Here is a 25,325-nt window from a genome sequence, read left to right on the forward strand (position 1 = left end):
GGCCCGCCACATCTACCGCACACTCAACGCTGCCGCAACAGCAACCCAAACCCCTTGACAGACATAGAAGAGTCTAGGGGACAGCAAACGTCGCAATGAGGGTTCAATGCGACAAGTGCTGTCCCCTAGTTGGGTCAGAGGGGTGGCTTACTGGTTGCTGATGTTGTCCTTGGCCGTGCTGGCACGGTCCTGGACGTCGGCAGCTGCTGCCTGGCCTTCGTCCTTGACGTTGGAGGCAGCCTCAGTAGCGGTCTCCTTAACGTTCTGCACCGCTTCCTGCGCCGGCTCGCGCAGGTGCTCGGCAACTTCCTGTGCTGCGTGGCTGAGCTCTTCGGTCAACGGCTGGGCCGCTTCCTTAAGCGCCTGGGCAGCTTCGCGTTCCTTGTCCGACGGCGGGATCAGGGCCGAAACCAACAGGCCTGCACCAAAGGCGATCAGGCCGGCAGCGATCGGGCTGCCCTGCGCCTTGCGGGCAATCACCTGCGGTGCATCGCCGATGTCGGATACGACGCCGGACACGGCATCGTGCGCCTGGTGGGCCGCGTTGCCGGCGCGGTCCTGGACGTCGTCGCGGGCACCGAAGACGGCCGTCTTGATCTTGTCGACGCGGCGGTTGACGATGTGCGAGGGCGTGACCTTGTCGGCCACGGCATCAACGTTGGTGCTAAGCCGCCGGCGGGTTTCTTCGATATCGGCGCGCAGGGCGTCGGGGTTCTGCGTCATCGTGTCTCCTCGGTGTTCGGTTTCAAAGCGGGGGGTATTTCCTTGACAGTCTCAGCGGTTCGCGGCAAGCCCTTGATGGCATTGAGTTCCTTGCGGCCCATGAGGGCCAGGACAGCCGCGATGATTCCCCAGATGACCGCAACGATCACGGCGGACCACCCGAGGCCAACCAGTTGGCCCAGTGCCCACCAAAGAGCGATGGACAGGAACAACACGGTGATGTGGCCGGCCCACGCGGCGCCAGCCATCATGCCGGCGCCCTTTCCTGCTTTGGTGGCGGATTCCTTGAGTTCCACCTTGGCCAGCTCCACTTCCTGGCGCATCAACGTTGAGACGTCGCGCGTCAGGTCGCTCAGCAGTTCCCCAAGGGGAAGGGTTTCCGCCTTTACGTGGGCCTCTGTGGGAGGCAGGTCGGCGGGACTGCTCATCGGTGACCTCCGTACTGGGGGTCGTCCGGATCAAGGGGTCCTGCCAGAGGATCGCCCTGGGCCTTGACTCCACCGGCGTCAGTTTCGGGGTACGGCTGGGTGGAACCGTCGTAGCCGCCGGTGGTTCCGGCGTCGTATCCGGTTGTAGCGGCACCGTATCCGGTGGATGCAGCACCCGTGGTTGCCGTTCCATAGCCGGCCGTGGTGGTGGCCGGTCCCGGAAGGTCCACTGGCGGAGGCGTTACTGCGCCACCCTGCCCGGGGTAGCCCTGCGTCGGGTAGTACGCGGCGCGGGGTGTCCCGGAAGCGGTGCCGTCGGTTCCGCCCGTGGATCCACCAGCCGGTGAGTTGTCGGCCATCCCCCGGCCAAGACGGCCGGCGAGGACGCCAGCGCCTGCGGCCAGCAACAGGAATGTTCCGGGCTTGCGGCGGGCGAAGCCCTTGACCTCATCAAGCAGTGAGCCCGGATCCCGGCCTTCCAGCCACTGGGCCACAGCGGAGGAACGCTGGGCTGCCTGCTGGACCAGGTCCGTGGCAACTCCGCCGTCCTGGCTCGAGTTGGCCATGGTGTGCAGTTCGTCGGAGATGGACCGCAGGCCTTCAGCGACGCGCTGTTGCTGCACCTGGGCCTGATCGGTCAATTCGCCCTTGGTCTGGGTGAGCAGTTGGCGCGCATTCACCTTGACTTCGCGGGCCACGTGGCTGGCCTCGGACTTTGCAGTGTCGACAACACCACCGGCGGCATCAGATACGGTTTCTGCAACACCCGCAGCTTCTTCCTTGGCGGCGTCCACCTTGCCGGAGCCCGCAGAGCCGGTTCCCGAACCGGTTGGGGTTCCACCGATTCCAGTGGTTCCGGCGGTCTGCGTATCAACGTCCGAATCGAGGTAGTTTCCGGCGAAGGGTTCGGTGCCTGCATGGGCACCAGTGGTTGGTGCCGCGAAGCTTCCGTCCTGCGGCGATTGGCTCTCAGTCATTGTCGCTCTCTTTCCACAGTTGGCAGGCTGCGGACAGCAGCCGGGATAGTAAGTATCGTTACTATCAATGGGTGAGTACCCGGTTGTCCTGGTTCTAATCACACCTTTTTTCGAAAAATGTGAGGCCCCGGCAATCCGGTGTCCGCGGCTCGACACAGCACGGCATACCTGCAAACGTAGATGCCATGAGCCAACTGCCCTCAAGGCGACGGCTGATTCCCGCGCTTCGTAAAACTGTGACCCGCCACCGCCTGCTCTTCGCTGCCAAGACAGCCGTGGCAGCAGGCCTGGCCTGGTACCTTGCACCATTCATGCCCGGTCCCGCCGCCGAATACCCGTACTATGCGCCGCTGGGTGCCCTGGTCAGCATGCACCCCACGGTGGCGGACTCCGCCAGGCACGGCCTCCAAAGCCTGGCGGGCCTGGTCCTGGGGATCGGCATGGCCTTCGCCATCACCACCGTCGCTGCACCGACAGCACTGGCGGTAGCCGTGGTGGTGGGACTTGGCGTGCTGATCGGAGGCCTTCCACGGCTGGGAAGCGCCTCCGAATGGATCCCCATGGCCGCACTGTTCGTTTTGGTGCTGGGCGACTCGAATGCGGAAGGATTCTCCTTCGCCTACGTTCTCCAGATGGCCCTGGGAGTCACGGTGGGCTTCGCCATCAACTGGCTGGTCTTCCCGCCGCTGCACCTGGACGACATCGACCCAGCCATCGCGGGGCACCAAGGCGCCTTGTCGCGCCAGCTCAAGGACATGGCGCAAGCCATGGATGAGTCATGGCCGCCCAACCACGAAGCCTGGGCCAGCCGCAGCGACGAACTGTCCATGACCGCGGCGGCCGTGCGGACAGCGGTGCATCAAGCGGAACTAAGCGCCAAAGCGAACCCCAGGTCCCGTCGTCGTGCGACCCGCCTGCCGTCGGACCTTGCAGGATTGCGAACCCTTGAACGGCTGACATTCCACGTCCAGGACATCACCGACGTCCTGGCCAGCGCCATCTGGGAAGAAGGCGCCGGGACAGTCATCCCGGACACCGCGATCAAGCCGCTTTCCGACGCACTGGATTCCGTGGCCGCCGTGGTGGACCACTGGCGCGACGCCGGATCCGGCGAACTCGCCAACAGCCTGGCACACGCCAAGGACAGCATCGCCGCGCTCAGCGACGCCGTGGCCGAGGCCGCCGCCGAACAGTCGCCGGTGAACGCGCCGGCGTCAGTGGCCATGAGTTTGCGCCGGATCCTGACAGTGGTGATGACTGCGGAGTAGGCCTCACCGTGGCCTCAGCGGCGGTGAGCCCCTTCGGCCCTTGCCCGCGCCGATTCCCTCCAGCATTTCCGCCAAGGACTCCAGCGAGGAGTGCTTGGGAGACCAACCGAGCAAGCTGTGCGCCCGCGCGCAATCCATGATCGGCGCGTTGGCCGCCATGTCCACCCAGCCGCCGTCGGTCACCTGAAGGCGCAAACGCCACGAAAACTCGACGACGGCGCGAAGCACCGGAAGCGGGAACGGCAACAGTCGCCTGGCCTTGAAGATCCAGGCGAGCGCGTTGGGATCGATAACGGGCTCGGCTGCGATGTTGAAGGCGCCCTCGGCCCTGTGCTGCAGCACCTTCCAATAGGCGTCAGCGGCGTCGGCGGTGTGCACGGCCTGGAACACCAGCTCCTTGGGAAGGGCCAGCACCGGAAGCCACGGTTTGCGCGGTACCAGGCGGGGCAGGACCCGGCCGAGGAAATAGCGCCCCACCTCGCTTCCACCGCCCGAGCTGAACATCAGGGCCGGACGGAGCCGGGCCACCACGATGTCCGGATTCTCTGTGGCGAACCGGTCCAGGAGCCGTTCCTGTTCCGCTTTGTCCGCACTGTAATGCGAGCTTTTAATCCCACCGGTCGGCCAGCCCTCCTTGGTCCGCTGGTCCTTGGGCGCAGGTGAGTAGGCGCCAACCGAGGACGCGCATACAAACTGCCGCACTCGGGCTTTGCGGGCGGCCGCCAGGACATTCGCCGTTCCCTCCACGTTGGTCCGGTGCAGCAATTCCCGGTTGTGGTTGGGCTGGATGAGCCATGCCAAATGCACTACGGCGTCGGCTCCGGCCAGGGCTGCTTCCAGGGCGGGCTGGTCCGTTGCGGCTCCGATGTCCAGCGTGTGCCACTCGACACCGTGATAGGGCGCGGCGTCCGGGTCAGGCTCGCGGCGCACGACGCCCACCAGTTCCAGATCCGCGCCCTCCTCGGATCGCGCCCGCTGGAGGCGTTTGAGCAGTTCCGTGCCGCCGTGCCCGGTGGCTCCAATGATCGCGATGCGCATGAGGTCTCTCCTCAGTCCTGCGGGGTCTCGCCGCTTGAACGGATGCGTTCCAGAACCGCGGTGGTTGAATGCTCCGGAACGTAGTCCAGGATGGTGACCGTGCCGCCGTACTGCTCGACCGCTTCGGTTTCCTGGAGCATCTCCGGCGTGTAGTCCCCGCCCTTGGCGTAGACGTCGGGATGCAGGAGCTCGATAAGCGGTATGGGCGTTGGGGTGTCGAAGATGGTCACGTGGTCGACGCAGCTCAGGGCGGCGATGACGGCGGCGCGGTCGGCTTCGTGGTTCACCGGGCGGTCCGGGCCTTTGAGTTGGCGCACCGACGCGTCGCTGTTGAGGGCAACCACCAGGACGTCCCCCAGTTGCTTGGCCTGGTTCAGGTACCGGGTGTGGCCTCGGTGCAGCACGTCGAAGCACCCGTTGGTCAGCACGATCCTGCGCCCTTCGCTGCGATGCTCCTGGATGTGCCTGGCCAGTTCCGTGTCCGTCAGTGCGGTATCAGCGAAGCCTCGCAGGTGCGTGGCCAGTTCCTCGGTGGTGCACACGGAGGTGCCCGGCCTGTGGACCACGACGTCGGCGGCGGCCTGCGCCAGATCCACGCTGGTGGTGAGCGGCAAGCCTGCTGCCCGGGCAAGGGTCAGGGCGGCAACGAACGTGTCTCCGGCCCCCGAAGCCTGCTTTTCGGCCTGCGGCCGCGCCCAGGTCCTGTGGGTCGCCGCCTGCGGTGACGTGCCCTGCGGACGGATGGTCAGCGTCCCCTCCCGGTCCAAGGTCACGACGACGGCGGCCGCACCTGAGGCGCTGAGGAGCTGTTCCGCGTGTGCTTCCACGAAGGGGCACCGGGCAGCACCGCCCGGGAAGTCCGTGCCGAGCAGCCTTGCCGCTTCCTGGGCATTGGGCGTGGCCAGGTCCGGTTGGAGACCGGCCCACCGGCCGGGGTGGTGGGCGTCCACCACTACCAGCATGTTCTGGCGGGACGCAGGCATTGCGCCGTCATCGCCGGGGGCCAAACGGTCAAGAATCGCGCTCCGGACCGGGCCTTCCAATGCCCCTGCGCCGTAATCACACAGCACCACGGCCGCGGAACCGCGCAGGGCTTCGGGCAGCGTCGCGGCCATGTCCGAAAGGCCGCCCGGGGGTACCTCCGTGGCGGCGTCATCCAGGCGCAGCATCACCTGTCCGGCGCTGCTGACCCGGAACTTGGTGGTGGTGGTCATGCCAGGATGTGAAATGACGTGGGAAACGTCCACACCTGCCGCTTCCAGTGCTTCCTTCAACGTTTTCGCGGCCTCGTCTTCACCCGTCAACGAGACGAAGCGGACGTCCGCCCCCAGTGCCGCAAGGTTCATCGCCGTGTTGGCTGCACCGCCGGGGGCAAAGTCCCGGCGTTGGACCTGGACTACGGGCGCGGGGGCTTCGCGGCAGAAACGGTCGATGGTTCCGTCCCACCACCCGTCCAGGATTGAATCGCCGATGACCGTCACAACAGGTCGTTCCTCGGCCAAGCGGCCGGGAAGCCAGTCGGCGAGACCTTCTTGATTGGATAGGCGTGCCATGGGGTACCTTCCGGTTGGGCAACAATTCCTGTTCCCCTCAGGTACCCCGCGGCTGGTGCTTCACACGCCGCGAAGGAGAGTTTCGGCAGGGTTTCGACAGTGGCCCTGCAACAGACGAACAGCACGCACCGAGAGGACAGTATCCATGGACAATCCGCTGGTGGACCTGACGTCAGGCATAGGACCCGTATTGGAAAAATTCCGCGACGTACAGCGGATTGCGGTGCTCAGGGGTGGTGGCCTGGGTGATTTGATCTACACCTACCCGGCTTTGAATGCGCTGAAGAGCGCCTACCCCGAAGCCACAATCACGTTGCTGGGCACTCCGGTTCACGCGGCCTTGGCGGCGGCCACGGACGGTCCGGTGGACGACGTCGAACTTCTCCCGGTGGCGCGTGGCGTGCATGACGGTCCCCGCAACGGCGAGCGCTTCGAAGATGACGCGGAAGACGTGGCCGCACAGGAGGCATTCTTCGACGCCATGCGGGCACGGAGGTTCGATATTGCCGTCCAAATGCATGGCGGCGGCCGGTACTCCAACCCTTTCCTGCTCCGGCTGGGTGCGCGGCACACAGTAGGAACCCGCACCAGGGACGCCGAGCTGTTGGAGCGGAACCTGGACTACGTCTACTACCAGAACGAGCCCGACCGCTGGCTGGAAGTCGCTGGCTTGGCCGGAGCTCCCACCATCATCTTCCCTCCCCTGCTCCCCAAGCCCGAGCACCAAAAAGGCATCATGGCGTTGAAGGACCCTGACCGCTCGTCGCTGGTGGTTGTCCACCCGGGTGCCACCGATCCGCGGAGGCGGTGGCCGGCGTCGTACTTTGCCGAAGCTGCGGCGGGCATAGCCACCGAAGGGGCGCAGGTGCTGATTGTCGGGGACAGGTCCGAGAAGGCTTTGGCCCAGGAAGTGGCGGAGCTTGCCGGCCGCCACCTGCCGGAGGGACAGCGCCAGGCCGTGCGGTCCGTCGCGGGTGAACTCGAAATCGGCGAGCTGGCCGCTCTCCTGGCCGAGGCCACTGTGATGCTGGCCAGCGACAGCGGTCCCCGTCATTTGGCGCAGGCCATGGGAACTCCCACTGTGGGGATCTTCTGGGTGGGAAACGTGTTCAACGCTGGCCCACGCGGCCGCGGCTTTCACCGCATCCACATGTCCTGGCTGACCCGATGCCCGCGCTGCGGTGCGGACGTGACGCAGGTTGGCTGGACCGCTCCGCACTGCGGCCACGACGACACCCTCATCAAGGGCATCGCCGTGGCCGATGTTGTTCAGGACGTGCTGGACCTTACGGCCACGAGCCTTCTTCTGCGGGGGTGATCAGGAGTTCGCGGACCTCGCTGCCGAACGGCTGCGAGAGTGCGAACACCACGGCCTGCGCCACATTGGCGGGATCGTTGAGCTTGGAATCGTCCTGCGGCTTGTACTGTTCGTCGCGGTCGTCGAAGAAGTGGGTCTTCATGCCGCCCGGGATGATGGTGGTAACGCCAATGACACCGCCCGTTTCTGCGGCCAGGGCACGGCTGAAGCCGATCACTCCGAACTTGGAGGCGCAGTAGGCCGTGGCATCCGGGAGTGCCCGGAGCCCCAGCGTGGAGGCGATGGTGATGGCCCGGCCACGGGATCCCTTGAGGTACGGCAGGGCCGCACGAATGGTGGAAACGGTGCCCAGGAGGTTCACTCCGATGACCTTTTCCCATTCTTCGGCGGCGACGTCGCCCAGCTTGCCGCACCGGTCGATGCCCGCAGCGGTCACAACTCCGTCCAGGCCGCCAAGGCTTTCGGCGGCTTCCTTCACTGCCGCCTCCACGGCCTCGCGGTTGGAGACGTCCACTTCCAGGGCTTTGGCGCCCGAGACGTTGCTGACGTCCCGGTCGAAAACGAACGGCGTGCCACCGGCGTCGCGGATGGCCTCCACGATCGCAGCGCCCAAGCCGGACCCGCCTCCGGTGACGATGACGCGTCCAGGTGTTTGCGTGTTCATGCGGTTCCTTTCGTTGATTCCAGCAAGGTTCAGCTGACCTTGGCCAATGCTGCTGCCAGGCCGCTGGTGGAGCGTGCCGGGTGGAAGGGCACAGTGACGCATCGCCCTCCCCAACCCGCCAGGAGGCGGGCTTCCGGCAATTCTTCGGGGGTGTAGTCGCCGCCCTTGACCCAGATGTCGGGCCTTATTTGGGTGAGGCAGGCTTCGGGGGTGTCCTCGCCAAAAACCACGACGGCGTCGACGCATTCGAGGGCGAGCAGCAACTCTGCGCGGTCTTCCACACTGACGATCGGTCGATGCGCGCCCTTGAGCCGGCGGACGGATTGGTCCGAGTTCAGGCACACGATCAGGCAATCGCCCATGCTGCGCGCTGCTGCCAGGGTCCGTGCGTGGCCTGCGTGCAGGAGGTCGAAACATCCTCCTGTGGCCACCACTGTCCCTCCGGACTCGCGGACTGAACGGGCGAGCCGGACGCCGTCGGGGTGAAGGTCTGCGGTGTCCACCAGTTCCAGACCTTTAAGTTCGACGACGGGACTTACTTCGGACGGGTCCGCCGGGTCCGCCGGGTCCGCCGGGTCCGCCGCGTCCGCGCCGGCCAGTGCGGCAGCTCCCCCGGCGGCGAGGAACGCAGAAGCATCTTCCACAGCCCGGGCAGCGGCCTGCGCCAGGTCCAAGCCTGAGCCAAGGTGCACGGCGAGGCTGCCTGCCAGGCGGTCACCTGCCCCGCACGGATCGCTCACGTTGGTGGTCGGCGCGGGGATGCTCTCGGCTGAGCCGTCCGAGCACATCAGCAGCGCACCGTCCTCGCCCCTGGTGACCAGCACGGACGCACTTCCCCACTTGTCCAAAAGGTACCGGCCGGCTTCTTCAGCGCCACTGCCGGATCCGCCTGCCTTCGCGGACGCTGTTGCCTCGGCGAGGTTGGGCGTCACTACGGACACTCCAGCCACGGGGTCGGAACCGGAAGGGTGCGGATCCCACACCACGGGGATGCGCCGGGCCGCGTCCGTGAGGGCTCCCCGGATGTCGGTGTTGGCGGTGATTCCCCGGCCGTAGTCCGCCACCACAATGGCGTCCGCCGAAGCGATGGCTGCGAGCATCTCCCCTGTACTGGACGGGACGGGGGCCGGGGCACACCCTTGATCGAAGCGGACCATCGGATGCGTCCCGATCCGCACACGGGTCTTGGTGGGTGTTGGAGCCTGCGGCGTTCCGGCGAGTACCGACACGCCCGCCAGTGCGCGCCTGAGGTGGCTTGCGCCGTCGTCGTCCGATACCGCGGTGACCAGCGAGACGTCGTGGCCGTCCCGCGCCAGTACGGTGGCGACCAGCCCGGCGCCGCCTGCCCGACGCCGGACATCACCGACGTCGACCACCGGAACCGGCGCATCGGGGCTGAGCCGGGTGGCGGTCCCGTTGATGTCGACGTCGAGGAGAAGGTCGCCCACTACCGTGATCCTCATGGCTGACCGCCCCCAAACGATCCCGGTCCCCTGTCGGTGCGCCGGGCCACCTCTGCATCAAAAGCTCGGCACACAGCGTGGATGGCGATCAAATGGCCTTCCTGGGCGTTGGCAGCGATGGCTTCGACGGTGACGGCTTGATCGCAGGCTTCGGACAGCGGGTTGGGACCGGCGCCTGTCAGGGCCCAGGTGACAACGCCGCGTTCCTTCGCTGCCCGGACAGCGTTGAGCAGGTTGGGGCTGCGCCCGCTGGTGGAGAGCAGCATGAGCACGTCGCCTGCCCGGCCGTGCGCCCTGACTTGGCGGGCGAAGACCTCGTCGTAGCCATAGTCGTTGGACAACGCCGTGACCGCGGAGGACTCCGAGTGCAATGAAATGGCCGAAAACGGGGCGCGTTCTTCGTCAAAACGGCCGACGAGTTCAGCCGTCAGGTGCTGCGCCTCGGCCGCCGAGCCGCCGTTGCCTGCCGCGAGCAGACGTTGCCCGGAGAGCAGCCTGGTGGCGAGCTCGGTCCCCCAAGCGGACAACACGTGGGATTGCGAGCGCAGGGAATCAAGCGCCGGCAGGACGTTGTCCAGATGGGTGGTGACGGCGTCGTTGTGGGTGGGGCTTGATCCCCAACGCGCCGGCAGGGTATCGGGAATGAAGCCCGGCAGGGTGGATTCGGTGGTCACGCGGCCTTGAATTGTCACAGCGCCGTTCCTTCCAATGGTTCCAAACCTTCGTCGGCCTGCCGGGACAATCCGGCGGCAAGAACGGACCTGTACGCTTTCTCGGTGTCAGCTGCGATGCGTTCCCAGGAGTACCGTGAGCGTGCCCGGCGGGAACCGGCCCGGCCCATGTCCGCGCGGAGTTCCGGGTCTGCCAGAAGTTTCTGTAACGCTTCGGCAAGGGCTTCCGGGTCACGGGGCGGGACGTGGAGCCCCGTCTTCTGGTCCACTACGGTTTCCCGCAGTCCACCTACCGCCGCAGCCACCACGGGCACACCGCACGCCATCGCCTCAAGCGGGACGATGCCGAAAGGTTCATACCAGGGTGTGCAGACCACGGCGTCAGCGCTGCGGAAAATCGCGGGCATGGCATCGCGCGGCACCTGTCCACGCATGGTCACCCTGTCCTCAACGCCGAGCTCCTTGGACAAGGACCTGAGCCGTTGGGCTTCGGGATCTTCTTCCAGGTTGAGCGCGTCACCGGAACCGCCAACAATCAGCAGCTCCACGTCGTCGAAGCCGGCCTCGGCCAGAAGCGGCAGTGCCCGGATGATCAGGTCCACGCCCTTGCGTTGTACCAGGCGCCCCACGCTGAGTATCCGATGCGTGCGGGACTTGGGCTCGGCGTCGGCCGTTCCCGGGAAGAGGTCGAGGTCCACACCGCAGGGGGCTATGGAGATTTTCGACCTGCTGATGCCCAGGGCTTTGAGTTCGAAGACCTCATCCGGGCAGGTCGCGATGACCCAGTCCGCGGTCCGGCCGACCCATGGTTCCAGCCACTCGCGGGCAGGAGGGCTGGTGTCCGCGGCGCCTTGGTGCCTGCGCTTGACCGATCCCAGGGCGTGGAAGGTCTGGACCACGGGTACGGGGTTGGCGGCGCCGGCCCTGCGCGAGGCCTGGATTGCTGCGAGGCCGGACATCCAGAAGTGTGCGTGGACCACGTCCGGCACTTGACCGGCCCAGTCCGCGCAGATTCCGTCCGCCAGCTCACCCATGTACGGCAGAAGCTCGTCCTTGGGGACCCTTCGGGCCGGACCCGCATCCACATGGACCACAGTGAGCCCTGGACCAACCTTGACCCTGGCCGGAAGGTCGGGGTCGTCGCGCCGCGTGTACACAGTGACCTGGTGTCCACGGTCTGCCAGCGAGGAGGACAGAGCGGCAACGTGGACGTTCTGCCCTCCGGCGTCAACGCCTCCCAATGCTGCCAGCGGACTGGCGTGTTCGGAAACCATGGAGATTTTCATGGGTGTGTCCTCTCTGTGTCATGGTTCGCGGGAGCATGCCCTGCAGGCACCCGGGTGGCTGGAAGCTCGGCCAGCAGTTCGTCCCAGGCACGGAGGAACTTGTCCAGCCCGTATCGCTCCAGCGCGGCCTCACGCGCCACCATGCCCATGGCAAAGGCGTCATCGGGATCGTCCAGCAGGCGCTTGGCGAACTTTTGGAGATCGTCGACGTCGTTGGACACCAAGCCTGCGCCGTGCGGTATGGCGCGAGTCGCCTCGGTGGTGGCCAGGGCCAGTACGGGCATGCCAAGGTGCATGGCTTCCAGCAAAGCCAACCCCAGCGAGGTCCACCGCAGGGGGTGCAGGTAGAGTCGGCAACGGGCCAATTGCTGGTGCAGTTGCGGGGCGGGCACATCACCGGCGATGCGGAGCCTTTCATCGCTGAGGCCCAAGCCCCTCAGGTTCAGGGCTTGCGGCAGCGCTTCCGTTCCCATGCCGAACACCCGCAACGGCCCCACCCCGGCGAATCCGGGCAGCAGGTCCGTCCCCGTGACCCGGCCACGCCGAACGGGTTCGTTGACCACCACGCCCATCTCTTCGTGTTCACCGGTGTAAAGCCGTCCAGGGTCGGGGATGCCGTGTTCAATGACCGTGGTGCCCGCCGAGCCGGTGTCCCAGAAAAGCTGGTTGAAATGGGTCACGTGGACCACGGGAATGGAGCTTTGGTCCGCCATGGGGTGCAGCGTGAAGGGAACGTCGCCTTTGGGCGTGTTGTGTTCGAGGTAGACGGCTGGCAGGTCGACACCGGGCCGCCGTCCCAGAGTCCGTGCAACTGCCGCGATTTCCTCGGGCCTTTGAAGCACCACTGCGTCGACGCTCTCGGGGTCCAGAGTGTCCAGGTCCACTTCCTGCGCCGCGGCAGGCCAGTCACGGCCACCGCGCCCCAAACCCCAGGCGCCGCCGTCGGGCGTTTTCGGAAGCAAGTATTCATGCCGGCCGCGGACGAAAGCCTCCATCCACCCGCCGTGCACGTGCCACACCAGAATCCTCATGGTTTCCACACCTTTCGTCGGGTTGCCAGGGAGGAAACGCCTCCGAGGAGCCTTTCGACCGCTTCCACCACCTGTTCCGGGGTTACCGAACTCAGGCAGGGATGGCCGGGGACGGGACACACGCGTGCCCGGGAGTTTTTGCAGGGCGCTTCCTGGTCGCCGAGCAGTTCCAGGGGGACCCCGTACGGAGCCCAGCGGATGGCCGGGACGACGGGGGCGAACAGACACACCACGGGCGTGCCTACCGCTGCCGCGAGGTGGGCGGGTCCGGTATTGCCGGTAACTACGACGGCGGCCCCGGCCAGTACCGCTGCCAGCGTCCGGAGGTCCGTGCCACCGCCGAGGTTCCGGGCGGAGGGGCCTGCGACCGTGGCCGTGAGGGACGCTTCGCTGGGCCCACCTGTGACCACAACCCGATGCCCGTAGGCTTCCAGCAGTTCCACAGCCGCTGCGTGGTGGAGGGCGGGCCACGCCCTGGCCGGCACCGCGGCGCCCGGGTGGACCACGATGTACGGTCCCTCTTCGGCGAGTTCATCGGCCAGGCCGTCAGCATCCTGGCCAGGGGTGACGCGTAGTTTTCCGTCGTCACCGTTCGGCAGGACGTAGCCGCCGGCCTCAGCAATGGTGAGGGCACGCACCGCTTCCGGTTGGTCTTCGGGAAAGTCCTCGCCCGGTTTGAGGCGGACGTCCAGGAGCGAGCCCGCGTAATCCGTCGATGCCCCCGTGATTTTCCGGACGCCGGCCAGCCGCAGAAGCAGCGCCAGCGGGAGTGGGGATTGGTGGAAGGACGTGAGGATCACGGCTTCCTCGATACGGGAACTCCGGACGAAGTTGACCAGCCCGTTGGTCATTTCCTCCGTGACCTGTGGGGCAGGATTCACTATCCACGGGGAGGCCCAGGTGTGCACCTGGGTTACCCCGGGCAGCATCTCCGCCGCGGCTGCACCTTCGGGGCCGCACAGGAGAACGACGTCGTTGGGGCGGCTTCCGTCGGGCCGGTTTCCGTTCGCCACTGCACGCACAGCGGGCCCTGAGAGCAGGACATCTCCCATGCTGTCCAAGCGGGCTACCAGGACGCGGCTCATGCAGGGGCTTCCTGTCCGGCGGTGTCCTTTTCGAACGCGATGGTGCCGCCGAGGATAAGCTCCACAGCATGGCTGAGGTCCCGAGCGACTACTTCGGCCGCGTCGATTTCCTCTTGCCTGGTCACAGGTGTGGGTACCAGCACGGCACGGGAGCCGGCCGCCGTCGCAGCCTCGACGTCGGCGCCGATATCGCCCACGAAAGCAGTTTCCTCCGGCGCGATGCCCAACGTTTCGCAGGCGGACAGGATCATTCCGGGAGCGGGCTTGCGGCATGCGCAGCCGTCTGCCGGTCCATGCGGGCAGACTTCCCACACATCGAACGGCCCCAACAACTGATCCACCCGCCGGTTCACGGATGCCACTTGGTCCAGGGTCAACAGCCCACGCGCCACGCCCGACTGGTTGCTCACCACTCCCGTAGCCAACCCGGCCTCCCGGACTTTCTGCAGCGCCACAACAGCGCCGTCCATGGGCCGCACCAGCTGCGGATCGCCGTTGTATGGCACGTCAACAACGAGTGTTCCATCGCGGTCAAACAGGACCGCCTTCAACGTTCCGGTTCCTCCCATACCCGCAACGTTCCCCAGTTCTCCGGGCGCTAAACAACGCGGCCGTGAGAAGTTTCATGCCGCTAGACTCTCAGCGGGAGGCCACTATGGACACAGCATTGAACAGCCAGGGCGACCAGGATCAACCCCTGTTGCTCGCCCTTCGCGCCCTGAAACTCGGCGATCTTTTGGTCGCTGTTCCTGCGCTGCGGGGCTTGCGGAGAGCGTTTCCGGAGCATCGCATTGTTTACGCGGGGCCGGCGTGGATCGCCGAGGCACTTGAGTTGGTTGGCGGAATCGGCCACCTGCCCACGCCCGGGCTGGACGACCCCCTGACGGTGCCTCACGGTGCCGTGGACGTGGCGGTCAACCTGCACGGAAACGGGCCTGAGAGCCGGCTCCGGATCAAGGAACTGGGCGCCAACCGGGTGATCGCGCACGCTTCCGACGGCCTCGACGGGCCTTCGTGGATCACGGGCGTTCCCGAACGTGAACGGTGGACCCGGCTGCTCAATTGGCACGGAATCGACGCCGATCCCCTGGACTACCGCCTCAACCGCCCTGCGGTTTCCTCGCCGCGTCCCGGAGCCACCGTGATCCATGTGGGTGCCGCCTACGGCAGCAGGTTGTGGCCCGTGGAACGGTTCGCGGACGTTGCCGTCCAGCTCGCGGCCGCCGGCCACGACATCGTCCTCACCGGGGGCACCTCGGAACGCGCCCGGGCCGAGGAGACAGCCGCTTTGGCGAAACTCAAGGGAGCAAACCTCGACGACGGCGTGCTGGCCGGGCGGCAAAGCCTCGCCGAGTTCGCGGCAACCATCGCGGAAGCCCGCCTGGTCATTTCTGCCGATACGGGCGCGGCACATCTGGCCTCCGCGTATGAGCGCCCGTCCGTGGTCTTGTTCGGTCCTGCACCCGCGGAAGAGTGGGGACCGCCGCCCGGACCGCACGTGGTGCTGACCGCCGTCGAACTCCGCCGGGGTGATGTGTTCTCAGCCGAACCTGACCCGGCACTGATGGCCGTTACCGTCCACGATGTCCTGGAGGCCGTGGAGCAGCTCGGCTGCTAGGTCAGTGGACCGCCCTGTCCTGCTGGCGTGCTTCATCGTCCAGCAACTGGGTTTGGAGCGAGACCAGGATCTTGGAGAGCTTCCGCGAAACCTGCATCTGGGAGACACCCAGGGCCTCGGCGATGGTGGACTGCGTCTCTTCCCGGTAATAGCGCCGGTACAGCAGGTGACGGTCCTCGGAGCTCAGCCCGCGGATGGCGTTCCTCAGGGCCAGCACATCCTCAAGACGATCCGTGGGGCAGCCGAAGGCGGACAACGAGCCTTGCAGTCCGTCCCGGCCCTCCCCTGCCGGCGCGTCCAGGGAATCGGGGCGTTTGCTGGTGCCGGCCATGAGTGCTTCGCGGACTTGCCCTGGTTCCAGGCTGAGGTCCTCTGCCACCTCTTCCGGCGACGGCGTCCGTTGCAGGGCCTGGGTCAACTCCTCCGTCCGGGCCAGTACTTGGCGTCGAACGTCCTGGATGGTCCGGGGCGGCCGTACCACCCAGCAATGGTCACGAAGATAGCGCTTGACTTCCCCGGCGATGGTGGGCGCGGCGTAGGCGGGGAAACTGACTCCCCGGGACTCGTCGTAGCCGCGGGAGGCCTTGATGAGGCCCATGTACGCAACTTGCCTGACGTCGTCGAGGTCGTGGGTGTGGGCGGAATATCTCGCCGCAATCGACTTGGCGAGGTTGAGGTGGTCCAGGACGAGGCCGTCCTGGAAGCTCTGTCTGATGCTGCCCTCCGGCGCGCGGGGCGGCGCGGCGTGGATGGTGAGGGGTCGGTTTTGACGCATGGGCTCAATCCTTAACCGGCTGGTGAGGGTGAGCCCACGGCAAGACTCCTTAAAAAGAGAAGCACACTTACTATTAGCTTTCAACGGTCTTCGGAGTTAGTCTCGAAGAGAAGCCATAACCATGGATCGGAGTTCCTCATGGAAGACCCGCAAACTGCCGGGCCGACAACAGTGGTGGCCGACATACAGGATCTGCTGCTCGATACCCCGGATGTTGAAGTGTTCCTGGAGGAACTTGCCAGGCACTCTGCCGCCATGTTCAGCACACCCGGCAACGAAGTGTTTTGCGGCATCACCCTGATGCGCCACCGAACCGCCGGCACCGTGGCCAGCAGCGGCGAGCGCGCCCGGATGCTGGACGAACTCCAGTACAACTTCGACGACGGCCCCTGCCTTCGCGCCTGCCGCGAAATAACGCAGGTGCACATTCCGGATTTCGCCAAAGACAACACCTGGCCCGAGTACAACGAACTCGTCACCAAGAATGGCATTCGGTCGGTATTGGCCGTCCCGTTTCCCCTGAGCGATACCGCGGCAACTGCCGGACTCAACCTCTACTCAGAACACCCGAACGCGTTCGATCAAGCAGCAGTCCAACGCGCCAACGATTATGTGGAGCAGTCCTCCAAGGGTCTTCGCCTTGCCGTGCGCATCGCGGAACATATGCAGACGGCTGCCAACCTCCGGGCCGCCATGGAGTCACGCACAGTCATAGACGTGGCGACCGGAATCATCATTGCCCAGAACCGGTGCACGCAGGAAGAGGCCATCGAGCTGATCAAGAAGGCTTCCAGCAACCGGAACGTCAAGCTCCGGGCGGTGGCGCAGGCAATCGTTGAGTCAGCCGGTGGCGGGCACATTCAGACGTACTTTAAGTAGGGCTTAGCCTTGCATGGCGCCGATGATGGCGCCCATTGCAGTGAACGTGACCACGTTGTAGCCCGCGTTGATCGCGAACAGAGCCAGGCTGCGGCGTTCGAACAGGTAGTTCACCCCGAGCGCGGTGGCCACCCATCCCACGCCCGCGGCAAGGCCTGCGAAGGTCCCGAATGCGGGTCCGCCTGAGCCGATAAACGCTGCCAGGAAGACTGCCATCACCACGGCCAGAATGAACGAGCCTGCGAACACCCGTGCCGTGCCGGACTTCAGCTGCTCATCGCTCACTCCGGCGGCTCTCTGCCAGGGCTTGGCAAAGAGCAGCGAGTACCACAGCCCACCCACCACGAACGTTGCCAATGCAGCGAAAAGCACTGCGAGCCAACTAATCTGAATGTCCATTCTGTCCTCTCCAAGTTCCTGAGTGGACAGTACCCCGGGGCAGGACGGCGGTCTTGTAAAAAAGCCGCAGGCTAAATGGTTACTTCCTCCAATGGGACGAAAGTGGCATATTCCGCCCCATAACTTTGCAGTACACGGAGATACTCAGTGGGAGTGAAGCCGCTGAACCGGCGAAAAGCGCGGATCAGGTGTGGTTGGTCGTAGTAGTCGGCCAGCTCCAGGAGCGCCCGGCCCGGCACCGAACCTTTGGGCAGCGCGGCTGCCTGGATCACGATCCTGTTGAAGCGGCACACGTCCGAGTATGTCTTGGCAGTGGTCCCGCAGTCCCGCATCATGACCCGTTCGAGCGTCGACGTACTGATACCCAGTTCGTCCGCAAGCACCTTGATTTCAACGTCTTCCCGGGCAAGCGCCGCAACTGCCCTTGTGGTCCGGGAGTCCGCCTGGTAACCAGGCCTGAGCCTCTGCTGCAGGAAATCCGTCAAAGCCTCGAAAGCCTGACCCGGTCCGGCATCCGTGAGCCGCGAGCGCAGTTCCGTAAAACCCGGAAGGATACTTTCGGCGTCCACCACACGGTTCTGAAAGTCCGACGGCGGCTGGCTGGTGAACGCTGCAAGGCCGTAGGGAGTCAGGCGGGCACCGACGTTGAAGAGTTGTTCCGGGTTCTCGCTGATGAGGTAACTGCGCTGCAGGCCTGCGTAGAAACCCGTGGAAACTTCGGTTGCCCGCGGTTCCTGTGCGTGCCCGGCCGGACTGATGAGCCGGTACGGGTCCGAAAGATTCAGAATCAGGTGTGCTTCAGGGCCCGGAAGGATTTTCTCGTATCGGGCCTGCGGCTCCGCGCGCACGAACCAGAGTTGGGTGACGAATGGCTGCAGACTCGGCGGCGCGGGGCACTCTTGGTAGAACACAGCCTCAGTCTAGGCAGCAGTGACGCAGCCCGGCTCAATGAAGCGAATTTCGCTTTCTCTTAGGGATGCTCAAGCTGCTGGCTGGCGGGCTAGTAGAGCTTGCTGCAGAAGGCCTTGTTGGTCTTTCCGCAGCCTGGGCTGTGCGAGGTCACTGCTGCGGGGCGTTCCTGGACCTGTCCAAGCGGGGCGGATGCTGCCAAGAATGCGGAGTTGGCCAGGGACGCTGCTGATCATCCCGTGTGGCGATCCAGGAGTCGCTTACGCAGCGAATTCCGCCGGTATTGCAAAGCTGAACGCGCAGCCCACGACGGTGTATTGATACTTCGCGGCCCTTCCCTCTGGTCTCGTCAAACTCCACATCGATTGCCACGGTCCCACTAAACCGTCCTATTTCCCAGGAAGTGGGAAGCGAAAATGTGTAGCGTTTAGGGCACCTTCACCGGGCAGTTTTGCGGGCGGGTCTTACGGGAAATTACGAACCCCGGAACACCGGGAATTTTGATGGGCGCTATAGGGTGCTGCCGGGCGGCCGGTGGAGGACCGGCTTACGGGCAGCGAAGCGACCGCAAAGACGTCTCGGCTGGTTCCCCCTCCGAGGCATGAGACTGCGCGGATATGGCCGGTAGTGTGATGGAATCATTCCATGGGTAGTGTGCGTGTGGATGAAAAGAGCTGGTTTACTCGGCAAGGAACGCTGGCTGGCGCGGTCGTCGCTGCCATGTGCGTGCTGAACCTAATGCTTGTAGGAGCTTTCCTGCCCACTTACCTATCCAGCATTGCTCTGACGGGCCTTGTGCTCATAGTTTCAGGCGTTGGTGGGGCAACATTTGGTTTAGTTATTGCTGGTGTGATGTTTCAGTTTTATAGTAAAGCAGCCGTCAACCTGCGGATTAACGTAATGTCATTCAGCGCTACTTTACTCAGCGCTTGGGGATTATTTGGCCTCCTTCTGGGCCTTTTTCAGAACGGGAACTTCGTAGGCATTTTCGTATGCGGAGTCTGGGCGCTAGTTTCAGCCGTATGGGCTTTGTTCGCCGCCCGTAGGATAAGGGTGCAGACCCAGCTTATGCGTGATATGAAAATTTAGTCACTATGCGATAGTAAGGAAGGAACCGGACCTCATCCCGCAAGGTCCGATTCCTATGAAAAAATTTACCAGAACGAGATCTCGTATCTTGCCACTAGTTCCTTGATGCCCAAGTTCCATTTTACGTTTTGAGCAAATTGAACCCATGACTTCGATGCTGCTTCCGCATAGAGGTATCGGCCAGGCCCTGGGTCCATCCCAACAATCCATCCTTGTGCGTAGAGATACATGCTGGACTCGCCAGGAGCCTTGTAGAACGTGAAGTCGATCGTTGAGCCAGCACCATCGACATGACCTGGCAGCGCTTCAAAGGTGAAGTCGTACAGATTGGAAGTGGGTGGGGTTTCGTACATGAACTTGCAGTTGAAGTTGGCTCCAGCCACAGTGAGTGGCAAATACTGGCCGTAGGTGGGAAACGCCTGCGGGGCGCCGTCAATCGGAAAGTTGCAATTGAAGCAGCCGTGAAGAAGGTTTCGGACGGCTGTGCCTGTCGTTGCGCCGATCTCAATTTTTGTTGTGTATCCCCAAGAGGGGTCAGCGAGCACCGGATACTTAGTGGAGGACGTGACCTCTACGGATTGAGTCAGAATGCCATCTTCCCAAGTGTAGGTGGTGTTCAACTTTTTCCCGGCAGCGTCCACGGCCCAAGGAGCCTCGAAGGCACCGAGTGGCGCACCGTTGGCCGCGAAGAGCCGAATGCCGCCATCGGGCCGTTCTTGTGCAGTAACGTTGTCACCCGCGTCGATTTCGTAGCTGAATGCCCGAGGGGAAGAAGCATCACCTATCGCAGATAGGAGTCTGACCCCGTTGAGGGTTGGTTGAACATAGATTTTTGTCGAATTAGACTCAGTCCTGAAGACAGCGATTCCACTGTCTTCGCGTGTTTCAGACTTTGCTTGCTTTGGTTGAATTCTGATCTTCTCGGCGGTCTCGCTAACTGGTACAGGCTCAATGACGGGCGCCCGGTGTTCAGTTCCGCCCTCAACCACGACATCGGATGGCTGAGTTGAACGGTCCGTTTCATGAAGGACTTCGGGAACGACATTTTGGATGAGCTGGGAAGCGTTACCGAGGGTCTCTGTTGATGAATCGGCCCAAGCCGTCGGCGCAAGAGCTCCGAGTAATAGTGCTGCTGTGACTGGAACACAGGCGATTGCACGCATTATGCGCAAATTTCCCCAATATAAGATTTAAGTAGTGACGGGACTAAAGATACCGCAGAAAATTCGCATTGTCTCTTTAGTGGAACGTTGGGCGGATTTCGTGGGAAGTTCATCCTATGAACTGGATGATCAACGGATGATTTTCGTTCAGGACGGTCAAGCCCGAAGTGATGTGCCGGAGCAGACTGGTGGGCCGACCCCCTCACTTAAGAGCCAGACGGAGACGGAGAAGGGAGTGTGAGCGATATCCGGTGAGGATCCTTTGCCGGGCGGGCTGAGGTTGCCATGACGGGTGTTTGAGGGGTCTTTTTTATCTAACTTATTGTGAACAAGTCTGTCGCAGTGGCGTAACGAATGAATGGGGCACCTCTTGACCCTTCGTCTCTAAGCACGACATCTCGACGAAACGTTGCTCCGAGCTTGCGCATCAAGTTGGTCAACCCGTCCATTGCCGCTTGGTCTACAGCTCCCGAAGGTCGACGTCGAAATATACGCTGTCGGGTCCTGGGAAGAAGCTAACGCGCACTCCTCGATCGGCCAAACGGCAACAATCTCAAACTCGGGAAGACCGTGCCTATCGGAGGGAAGCGGTAATCGCTGCGCCCGTCGGCTGAGCTACCTAGGGCACTCCGGCCCGGAAACTACTCCCAGTGGCGGTCCCCAACTTCTTAGAACGTCCAGAGATGGATCCTTCAGCGTGCGTTGTTTCGATCTTCCTGGCGCGGCGCCGCTCTCAATCACTGTAAAGGCTCGCCACGGCGTTCCTCGCTGGGCCTGCCATCGTCGACGGCCTCAGCCCATCAACAGGAAGATGCTCGACCGTGGCTGCCCAAATGTCGGCCCAGAACGTCTCGTCGTCGAGATCCTTGTTGGACGGCCGACGGATAAACCAATCGAACCCGCGCGGTCGGGGAGAAATGCCGGCATCAGCTAAATAGGCATCAATGTCGTCATCGATGGAGGTTGAGTCGGCCTCTGACAACATGAATTGTTGCCTGCCCGCTCCAACCCCCGCTAGCGGATAGACCACACTGCCGAAGCGCTCACGTGGGCCGCGGGGTATTCGCGCAAAGTTGCCAGGTCCTGCAGCCCAAAGGACCAAAGCTCCCCAGCCGTTCTCAGTGGCAAGTATCCAATCTTGAGGAGCCTCCGACAATTCAGCGCACTCCCACGGATCTAGTGTCATGTTCACCATCATTCACCACTGCTTGAAGCCGGCAACCCTGAAATCGGTAGGGCTAACTTAGCGGGCTGCTGCGTGGAACGGCCAATGATCTGGGTAGATGTGAGGAACGGCGACGACCTGCACGGTGTCTTCGTAAACGATCCTGCCGGGGGTGTAGGTGCGAAGCGCCGTCCAAGGGACGTTGTATCGGGAGAGCAGCTCCAGGTAGGCAGCGGTCATATCGAGAAGGTGCGTGGCCTCGACCTTGAACCATGACCTGGCGCCAGGGTTCAACTCCGGCTGAAAGCAATCAGCAACGACTTTTGCTGGGTCCTGGTAGGTGGCAGAAGCGCTTGCATTGGCCACTTGGAGCCACTGCCTATCTGCCTCACTCAAGAGGCCTGCGTCTCTAAGACCGTTGGCCATCGCGAAGACTCCAGGAAAACGACCCCGACGATTCGGGGCGGCGCTTTGATACCGAATGAACTCACCCATACAAGGAGAGTACGCAGTCAGCCCACCTGTCCCGCTGAAGAATCCTTTACCGCACGCATGCCCATCCCCTTACGGACGCCCCGTGCAGCCGACGTCGAAATCTGACAACAAAAGCCGCGAGAACCCGTTGAACCGGGTTGTCCCGATTGTTATTCCACCCCGGCTACCTCCAGCCGCGCCGACCCGCACCTACAGCAGGCCGCGCAGAACCAAGGCGGCGCCGTCGTCGAGCACTGACGCGGTGACCTCGTCCGCAACGGCGAGCACCTCATCGGGAGCCTGGCCCATGGCGATGCCGCGGCCGGCCCAGGTGAGCATCTCGATGTCGTTGCGGCCGTCGCCCACGGCCACCGTGTTGGCCTGGTCCGTGCCGAGCTTCCGGCGGAGGGCCTCCAAGGCGCTGGCCTTGGTGACGCCTTCAGCGGCGATGTCCAGCCACGCCGTCCAACCGACGGAGTAGGTCACCCCGGAAAGTCCGATGTGGCTGATGGCCTCGTTGAACTCATCCGACGTGTTCTCGCTGCTGAAGACCACGACGCGGACGGCCACGGAATCCAGCATGGTCTGGAAATCGACGCCGATGGACTCCACGCCGAAGCTGGCGTCCTGGAAGCGCTCCGTGGAAAGGAAGTTCCCGTCCTCATCCTCCAGCGCGTACTTGGCGTTGGGCAGCCGTTCCCGGAGCGCCTTCAACGCAGGGGCGGGATCGAACGTGGCCTTGTGGATGATCTCGTACCCGGCCTCAAGAGTGGGGTCCAGGCGGAGGGTGACACCGCCGTTGCAGCACACCGCGTACCCGCGTTCCATCCCGATTTTCTCGATGATGGGAAGGGTTGCGTTGAGGGAACGTCCGGTGGCGATCATGACGTCGTGTCCCTTGGCCACCACCGCCTGCGCGGCTGAGCGAACCTCGGGAGTCATGTGGCCATCGTGGTCAACCAGCGTGCCATCGACGTCCAGGGCGATCATGAGCTTGTTGTTCTTATTGGGCTGGTCCTCGATGCCAGCAACTGGAGTATCAGTCAAAATAGTCATGCTTCCAGTAGACCAGACACCTCCGACGCTGAACTAGGACGGGCGCCACAGCGGAGGATTAACGGCGCATGAATACTGTCCTCAGGACGTGCTCGTGAGGATGGCCAGCTGCTGGGTTGCCCGCGTCATCGCCACATACCGGTCCACGGCCCCTTCGATCCCTGCGCCGAAATCGTCAGGGTCGAGGAGCACCACAAGATCGAACTCCAAGCCCTTGGCCAACTCCGGAGTGAGGAGGCTGACCCGGTCCCGCTGCGAACCCACTTCCGTGGCCGGCTGGCTGATGACGCACGCCGTCCCCTCGCTGTGCCCATCCAGCCACTTCTCCAGGATCGCTTCCAGCTCCCGCTCCGCACCGTGGACCACCGGGAGCCCGCTGCTCCTCACCGAGGTTGGCACGTTTGCGTCCGGGAGGGCGGCCCTGATCACCGGCTCGGCCTCCAGCATGACCTCTTCCGGCGTGCGGTAGTTGATGCTGAGGCCCGCCACCGACACGTTGTCCATGCCCACGCGCAGAAGGCGTTCTTCCCACGATTCCGTGAAACCGTGCCGGGCCTGCGCCCGGTCCCCCACCACCGTGAAGCTACGAGACGGGCAGCGCAGCAGGAGCATTCGCCACTCCGCGTCCGTCAGTTCCTGGGCCTCGTCGACCACGATGTGCGCGAAAGGTCCGGCCAGAACATCCGGATCGGGCCTTTCCACAACATCCTGCCCGGTCAGTTTCTCCCTCATGTCGTCGCCGCGGAGCATGTACATTTCCAGGTTCTCGGAATCATCAGCTGCGATGAGATCATCCACCACCCTGTCCATAAGCTCACGCTCCGCCGCAAGGACTGCCGCCTGCCTGCGCCTGCGCTTGGATGCCTCCGGATCGCCCAGGCGCAGCCGCGCCGCATCGAGCAGAGGGAGGTCGTCAGTGGTCCACGCTTCCGGGTTTTCGCGATGAAGCAGATCCCTTTCGGAGGGTTGCAGGTGTGGAGCGCACAGCCGGAGGTAGGCGGGAACCCGCCACAAATCCGCCACCAGCGCCGCATAATCGAGCAGTGGCCACGCCCGGTTAAAGGCCGACTGCAGCTCCGGACTCTGACTCAAAGCCCTAAGCCGCATGGCCTCCGGCACATCGTGCTCGCCCAACTTGTCCGCCAGGATCTCGAGCAACGCATCCCACACCTCGTCCCGGGCTTCATTGTGCGGCGTTCCCGGCTCTGCGGCGTCGAAGGCTTCGGCCCAGTCATCGCTGCCCAGCCAAATGTCGGCATAGGGCGTCTCCACTTCCATGCCCTCGGTGGGCGGCTCCTCGTAAAACCTCACGGCGCGTTCAATGGCTCTGACCATCTCGACCGTGGATTTGAGCCGGGTCACCTCAGGGTCACGTTCGACGGCGGCCGCGGCACCTTCCGGGACGAGGTCCCGCAGAGTGCACGTCTGAACTCCCTCCTCCCCAAGACTTGGAAGGACATCGGCCACATACGCCAGATAGGGCTGGTGCGGGCCGACGAAGAGGACGTCGCTTCGCCTGTAGTTGTTGCGGTGGCTGAGCCGGGGATCCGAATAGAGAAGATAAGCCGTTCGGTGCAAGGCGACCACCGTCTTACCTGTGCCGGGACCGCCGTCGACCACCAATGCCCCACGCGAGTTGGCGCGGATGATCCTGTCCTGATCGGCCTGGATGGTGCCCAGAACATCCCGCATTCGTGGAGAGCGGCTGCTGCCCAAGCTGGCGATGAAGGCCGACTGGTCGTCCAGTGCGGCATTTCCCTCCATCCCTTCGGCGGTGAACACTTCGTCCCAGTAGTCCGTCACACGGCCCCGGGTCCAGCGATATCTGCGCCGGCTCATCAGTCCCATCGGGTTGGCGTGCGTTGCCCCGAAGAAGGGCTCGGCCGCTGGTGACCGCCAATCGATCAGGAGCCTCTTCCCCTGGCTGTCCGTGAGGCCCAACCTGCCCACGTACACCGGCTCAGGGTTCCCCTCAGCAACCATGCGGCCCAGGCACAAATCCACCCCGAAACGGCGGAGTGCCCTCAACCGCGACGTCAGCCTGTGGATCTCCTGATCGCGGTCCAACGCGGCTTGTCCCCTGCCGCCGGGCAATTTGCGGGTGGCCTCCAACTGGGCGGACAACTCCGCGATCGCTTCCTCGAGGCTGGTTGCAATGGCGTCGAACTGTCGCTCATCGGCGCCTATGAGCTGGGGATCGGCTTTGCGCTCCAAGTGATCCGGCAGGTCAAAAACACTGGTTCCGAGGCGGTTGTTTTCAGGCATCCCACGACTCCCTTTTGACATTGGTGAT

25 protein-coding genes are annotated in these 25,325 nt (G+C 64.0%); 5 read left to right on the plus strand and 20 right to left on the minus strand.

Annotated features, from left to right (window positions below):
• Positions 1-147 precede the first annotated feature (147 nt).
• The 3 genes from FDP28_RS07140 to FDP28_RS07150 are packed head-to-tail and all read right to left on the minus strand — an operon-like array spanning position 148 to position 2,128.
• Positions 148-723 (minus strand): DUF3618 domain-containing protein, encoded by a 576-nt coding sequence (locus tag FDP28_RS07140; RefSeq protein ID WP_144660024.1) that lies wholly within the window; start codon positions 721-723, stop codon positions 148-150.
• Positions 720-1,151, minus strand: coding sequence for a phage holin family protein (locus FDP28_RS07145; protein WP_144660025.1), 432 nt, complete (start codon positions 1,149-1,151; stop codon positions 720-722). Before FDP28_RS07145 ends, FDP28_RS07140 begins: the two co-directional genes overlap by 4 nt.
• Positions 1,148-2,128 carry a hypothetical protein gene (locus FDP28_RS07150; RefSeq protein WP_186313543.1) on the minus strand — a complete coding sequence of 327 codons (981 nt, stop codon included), beginning with the start codon at positions 2,126-2,128 and terminating at the stop codon, positions 1,148-1,150. Before FDP28_RS07150 ends, FDP28_RS07145 begins: the two co-directional genes overlap by 4 nt.
• 185 nt (positions 2,129-2,313) lie before the next feature.
• Here FDP28_RS07150 and FDP28_RS07155 point away from each other — a divergent pair, with 185 nt between their 5' ends.
• Complete coding sequence (locus tag FDP28_RS07155; RefSeq protein ID WP_260842375.1) at positions 2,314-3,396, plus strand: FUSC family protein; 1,083 nt, start codon at positions 2,314-2,316, stop codon at positions 3,394-3,396.
• A 3-nt stretch (positions 3,397-3,399) separates the two neighbouring features.
• On the opposite strand, the gene FDP28_RS07160 is transcribed toward FDP28_RS07155, so the two are convergent.
• Both FDP28_RS07160 and rfaE2 read right to left on the minus strand, forming a co-directional pair.
• Positions 3,400-4,434 carry an NAD-dependent epimerase/dehydratase family protein gene (locus tag FDP28_RS07160; protein ID WP_144660027.1) on the minus strand — a complete coding sequence of 345 codons (1,035 nt, stop codon included), beginning with the start codon at positions 4,432-4,434 and terminating at the stop codon, positions 3,400-3,402.
• 11 nt (positions 4,435-4,445) lie between these two features.
• On the minus strand, positions 4,446-5,987 hold the full coding sequence (gene rfaE2, locus FDP28_RS07165; RefSeq protein ID WP_144660028.1) for a D-glycero-beta-D-manno-heptose 1-phosphate adenylyltransferase: 1,542 nt from the start codon (positions 5,985-5,987) through the stop codon (positions 4,446-4,448).
• Positions 5,988-6,132: 145 nt separating this feature from the next.
• On the opposite strand from rfaE2, the gene FDP28_RS07170 reads away from it, so the two are divergent.
• Positions 6,133-7,305 (plus strand): glycosyltransferase family 9 protein, encoded by a 1,173-nt coding sequence (locus tag FDP28_RS07170; RefSeq protein ID WP_144660029.1) that lies wholly within the window; start codon positions 6,133-6,135, stop codon positions 7,303-7,305.
• Here the strand turns inward: FDP28_RS07170 and FDP28_RS07175 are convergent.
• The 7 genes from FDP28_RS07175 to FDP28_RS07205 are packed head-to-tail and all read right to left on the minus strand — an operon-like array spanning position 7,274 to position 14,074.
• Complete coding sequence (locus FDP28_RS07175; protein WP_144660030.1) at positions 7,274-7,969, minus strand: SDR family oxidoreductase; 696 nt, start codon at positions 7,967-7,969, stop codon at positions 7,274-7,276. The two genes, FDP28_RS07170 and FDP28_RS07175, sit on opposite strands and share 32 nt — an antisense overlap.
• Before the next feature lie 29 nt (positions 7,970-7,998).
• Positions 7,999-9,432 (minus strand): PfkB family carbohydrate kinase, encoded by a 1,434-nt coding sequence (locus tag FDP28_RS07180; RefSeq protein ID WP_144660031.1) that lies wholly within the window; start codon positions 9,430-9,432, stop codon positions 7,999-8,001.
• Positions 9,429-10,124 carry a D-sedoheptulose-7-phosphate isomerase gene (locus FDP28_RS07185; protein ID WP_144660032.1) on the minus strand — a complete coding sequence of 232 codons (696 nt, stop codon included), beginning with the start codon at positions 10,122-10,124 and terminating at the stop codon, positions 9,429-9,431. Before FDP28_RS07185 ends, FDP28_RS07180 begins: the two co-directional genes overlap by 4 nt.
• Entirely contained in the window at positions 10,121-11,389 is a 1,269-nt protein-coding gene (locus FDP28_RS07190) for a glycosyltransferase (RefSeq protein WP_144660033.1), read from the minus strand. Before FDP28_RS07190 ends, FDP28_RS07185 begins: the two co-directional genes overlap by 4 nt.
• Positions 11,386-12,420, minus strand: a complete 1,035-nt coding sequence (locus FDP28_RS07195) for a glycosyltransferase (RefSeq protein WP_144660034.1) — start codon at positions 12,418-12,420, stop codon at positions 11,386-11,388. The genes FDP28_RS07190 and FDP28_RS07195 overlap by 4 nt, the downstream gene beginning before the upstream one ends.
• Positions 12,417-13,505 carry a glycosyltransferase family 9 protein gene (locus FDP28_RS07200; RefSeq protein WP_144660035.1) on the minus strand — a complete coding sequence of 363 codons (1,089 nt, stop codon included), beginning with the start codon at positions 13,503-13,505 and terminating at the stop codon, positions 12,417-12,419. The genes FDP28_RS07195 and FDP28_RS07200 overlap by 4 nt, the downstream gene beginning before the upstream one ends.
• Complete coding sequence (locus tag FDP28_RS07205; RefSeq protein WP_144660036.1) at positions 13,502-14,074, minus strand: D-glycero-alpha-D-manno-heptose-1,7-bisphosphate 7-phosphatase; 573 nt, start codon at positions 14,072-14,074, stop codon at positions 13,502-13,504. The genes FDP28_RS07200 and FDP28_RS07205 overlap by 4 nt, the downstream gene beginning before the upstream one ends.
• Before the next feature lie 86 nt (positions 14,075-14,160).
• On the opposite strand from FDP28_RS07205, the gene FDP28_RS07210 reads away from it, so the two are divergent.
• Positions 14,161-15,123: a glycosyltransferase family 9 protein gene (locus FDP28_RS07210; protein WP_144660037.1), complete on the plus strand. Its 963-nt coding sequence runs from the start codon at positions 14,161-14,163 to the stop codon at positions 15,121-15,123.
• Position 15,124: 1 nt separating this feature from the next.
• Here the strand turns inward: FDP28_RS07210 and FDP28_RS07215 are convergent, their stop codons facing one another.
• Positions 15,125-15,898, minus strand: coding sequence for a sigma-70 family RNA polymerase sigma factor (locus FDP28_RS07215; RefSeq protein WP_144660038.1), 774 nt, complete (start codon positions 15,896-15,898; stop codon positions 15,125-15,127).
• Positions 15,899-16,036: 138 nt separating this feature from the next.
• Here FDP28_RS07215 and FDP28_RS07220 point away from each other — a divergent pair, with 138 nt between their 5' ends.
• Positions 16,037-16,777 carry a GAF and ANTAR domain-containing protein gene (locus FDP28_RS07220; protein WP_144660039.1) on the plus strand — a complete coding sequence of 247 codons (741 nt, stop codon included), beginning with the start codon at positions 16,037-16,039 and terminating at the stop codon, positions 16,775-16,777.
• A 3-nt stretch (positions 16,778-16,780) separates the two neighbouring features.
• Here the strand turns inward: FDP28_RS07220 and FDP28_RS07225 are convergent, their stop codons facing one another.
• Together FDP28_RS07225 and FDP28_RS07230 are read right to left on the minus strand one after the other, a co-directional pair.
• Positions 16,781-17,176, minus strand: a complete 396-nt coding sequence (locus tag FDP28_RS07225; RefSeq protein ID WP_144660040.1) for a DUF1761 domain-containing protein — start codon at positions 17,174-17,176, stop codon at positions 16,781-16,783.
• Positions 17,177-17,247: 71 nt separating this feature from the next.
• On the minus strand, positions 17,248-18,087 hold the full coding sequence (locus tag FDP28_RS07230) for a helix-turn-helix domain-containing protein (protein ID WP_144660041.1): 840 nt from the start codon (positions 18,085-18,087) through the stop codon (positions 17,248-17,250).
• A gap of 643 nt (positions 18,088-18,730) precedes the next feature.
• On the opposite strand from FDP28_RS07230, the gene FDP28_RS07235 reads away from it, so the two are divergent.
• Positions 18,731-19,174 (plus strand): hypothetical protein, encoded by a 444-nt coding sequence (locus FDP28_RS07235; protein ID WP_144660042.1) that lies wholly within the window; start codon positions 18,731-18,733, stop codon positions 19,172-19,174.
• Positions 19,175-19,239: 65 nt separating this feature from the next.
• On the opposite strand, the gene FDP28_RS07240 is transcribed toward FDP28_RS07235, so the two are convergent.
• The 5 genes from FDP28_RS07240 to helR form a co-directional block, all read right to left on the minus strand.
• Positions 19,240-20,337 carry a hypothetical protein gene (locus FDP28_RS07240; protein WP_144660043.1) on the minus strand — a complete coding sequence of 366 codons (1,098 nt, stop codon included), beginning with the start codon at positions 20,335-20,337 and terminating at the stop codon, positions 19,240-19,242.
• Positions 20,338-21,070: 733 nt separating this feature from the next.
• A complete protein-coding gene (locus tag FDP28_RS07250) occupies positions 21,071-21,535 on the minus strand; it encodes a DUF5956 family protein (protein ID WP_313955644.1) in 465 nt (154 codons plus the stop codon).
• A 45-nt stretch (positions 21,536-21,580) separates the two neighbouring features.
• The gene (locus FDP28_RS07255; RefSeq protein WP_260842376.1) at positions 21,581-21,898 is read right to left on the minus strand and encodes a hypothetical protein; all 318 of its coding nucleotides are present in this window, start codon (positions 21,896-21,898) and stop codon (positions 21,581-21,583) included.
• A gap of 288 nt (positions 21,899-22,186) precedes the next feature.
• Positions 22,187-23,032 carry an HAD family hydrolase gene (locus FDP28_RS07260; protein ID WP_144660045.1) on the minus strand — a complete coding sequence of 282 codons (846 nt, stop codon included), beginning with the start codon at positions 23,030-23,032 and terminating at the stop codon, positions 22,187-22,189.
• An 81-nt stretch (positions 23,033-23,113) separates the two neighbouring features.
• Positions 23,114-25,297, minus strand: coding sequence for an RNA polymerase recycling motor ATPase HelR (helR, locus tag FDP28_RS07265; protein WP_144660046.1), 2,184 nt, complete (start codon positions 25,295-25,297; stop codon positions 23,114-23,116).
• Between the last annotated feature and the right edge of the window lie 28 nt (positions 25,298-25,325).

This window comes from Paenarthrobacter nicotinovorans, assembly GCF_007670255.1.
Lineage (GTDB): Bacteria > Actinomycetota > Actinomycetes > Actinomycetales > Micrococcaceae > Arthrobacter > Arthrobacter nicotinovorans_B.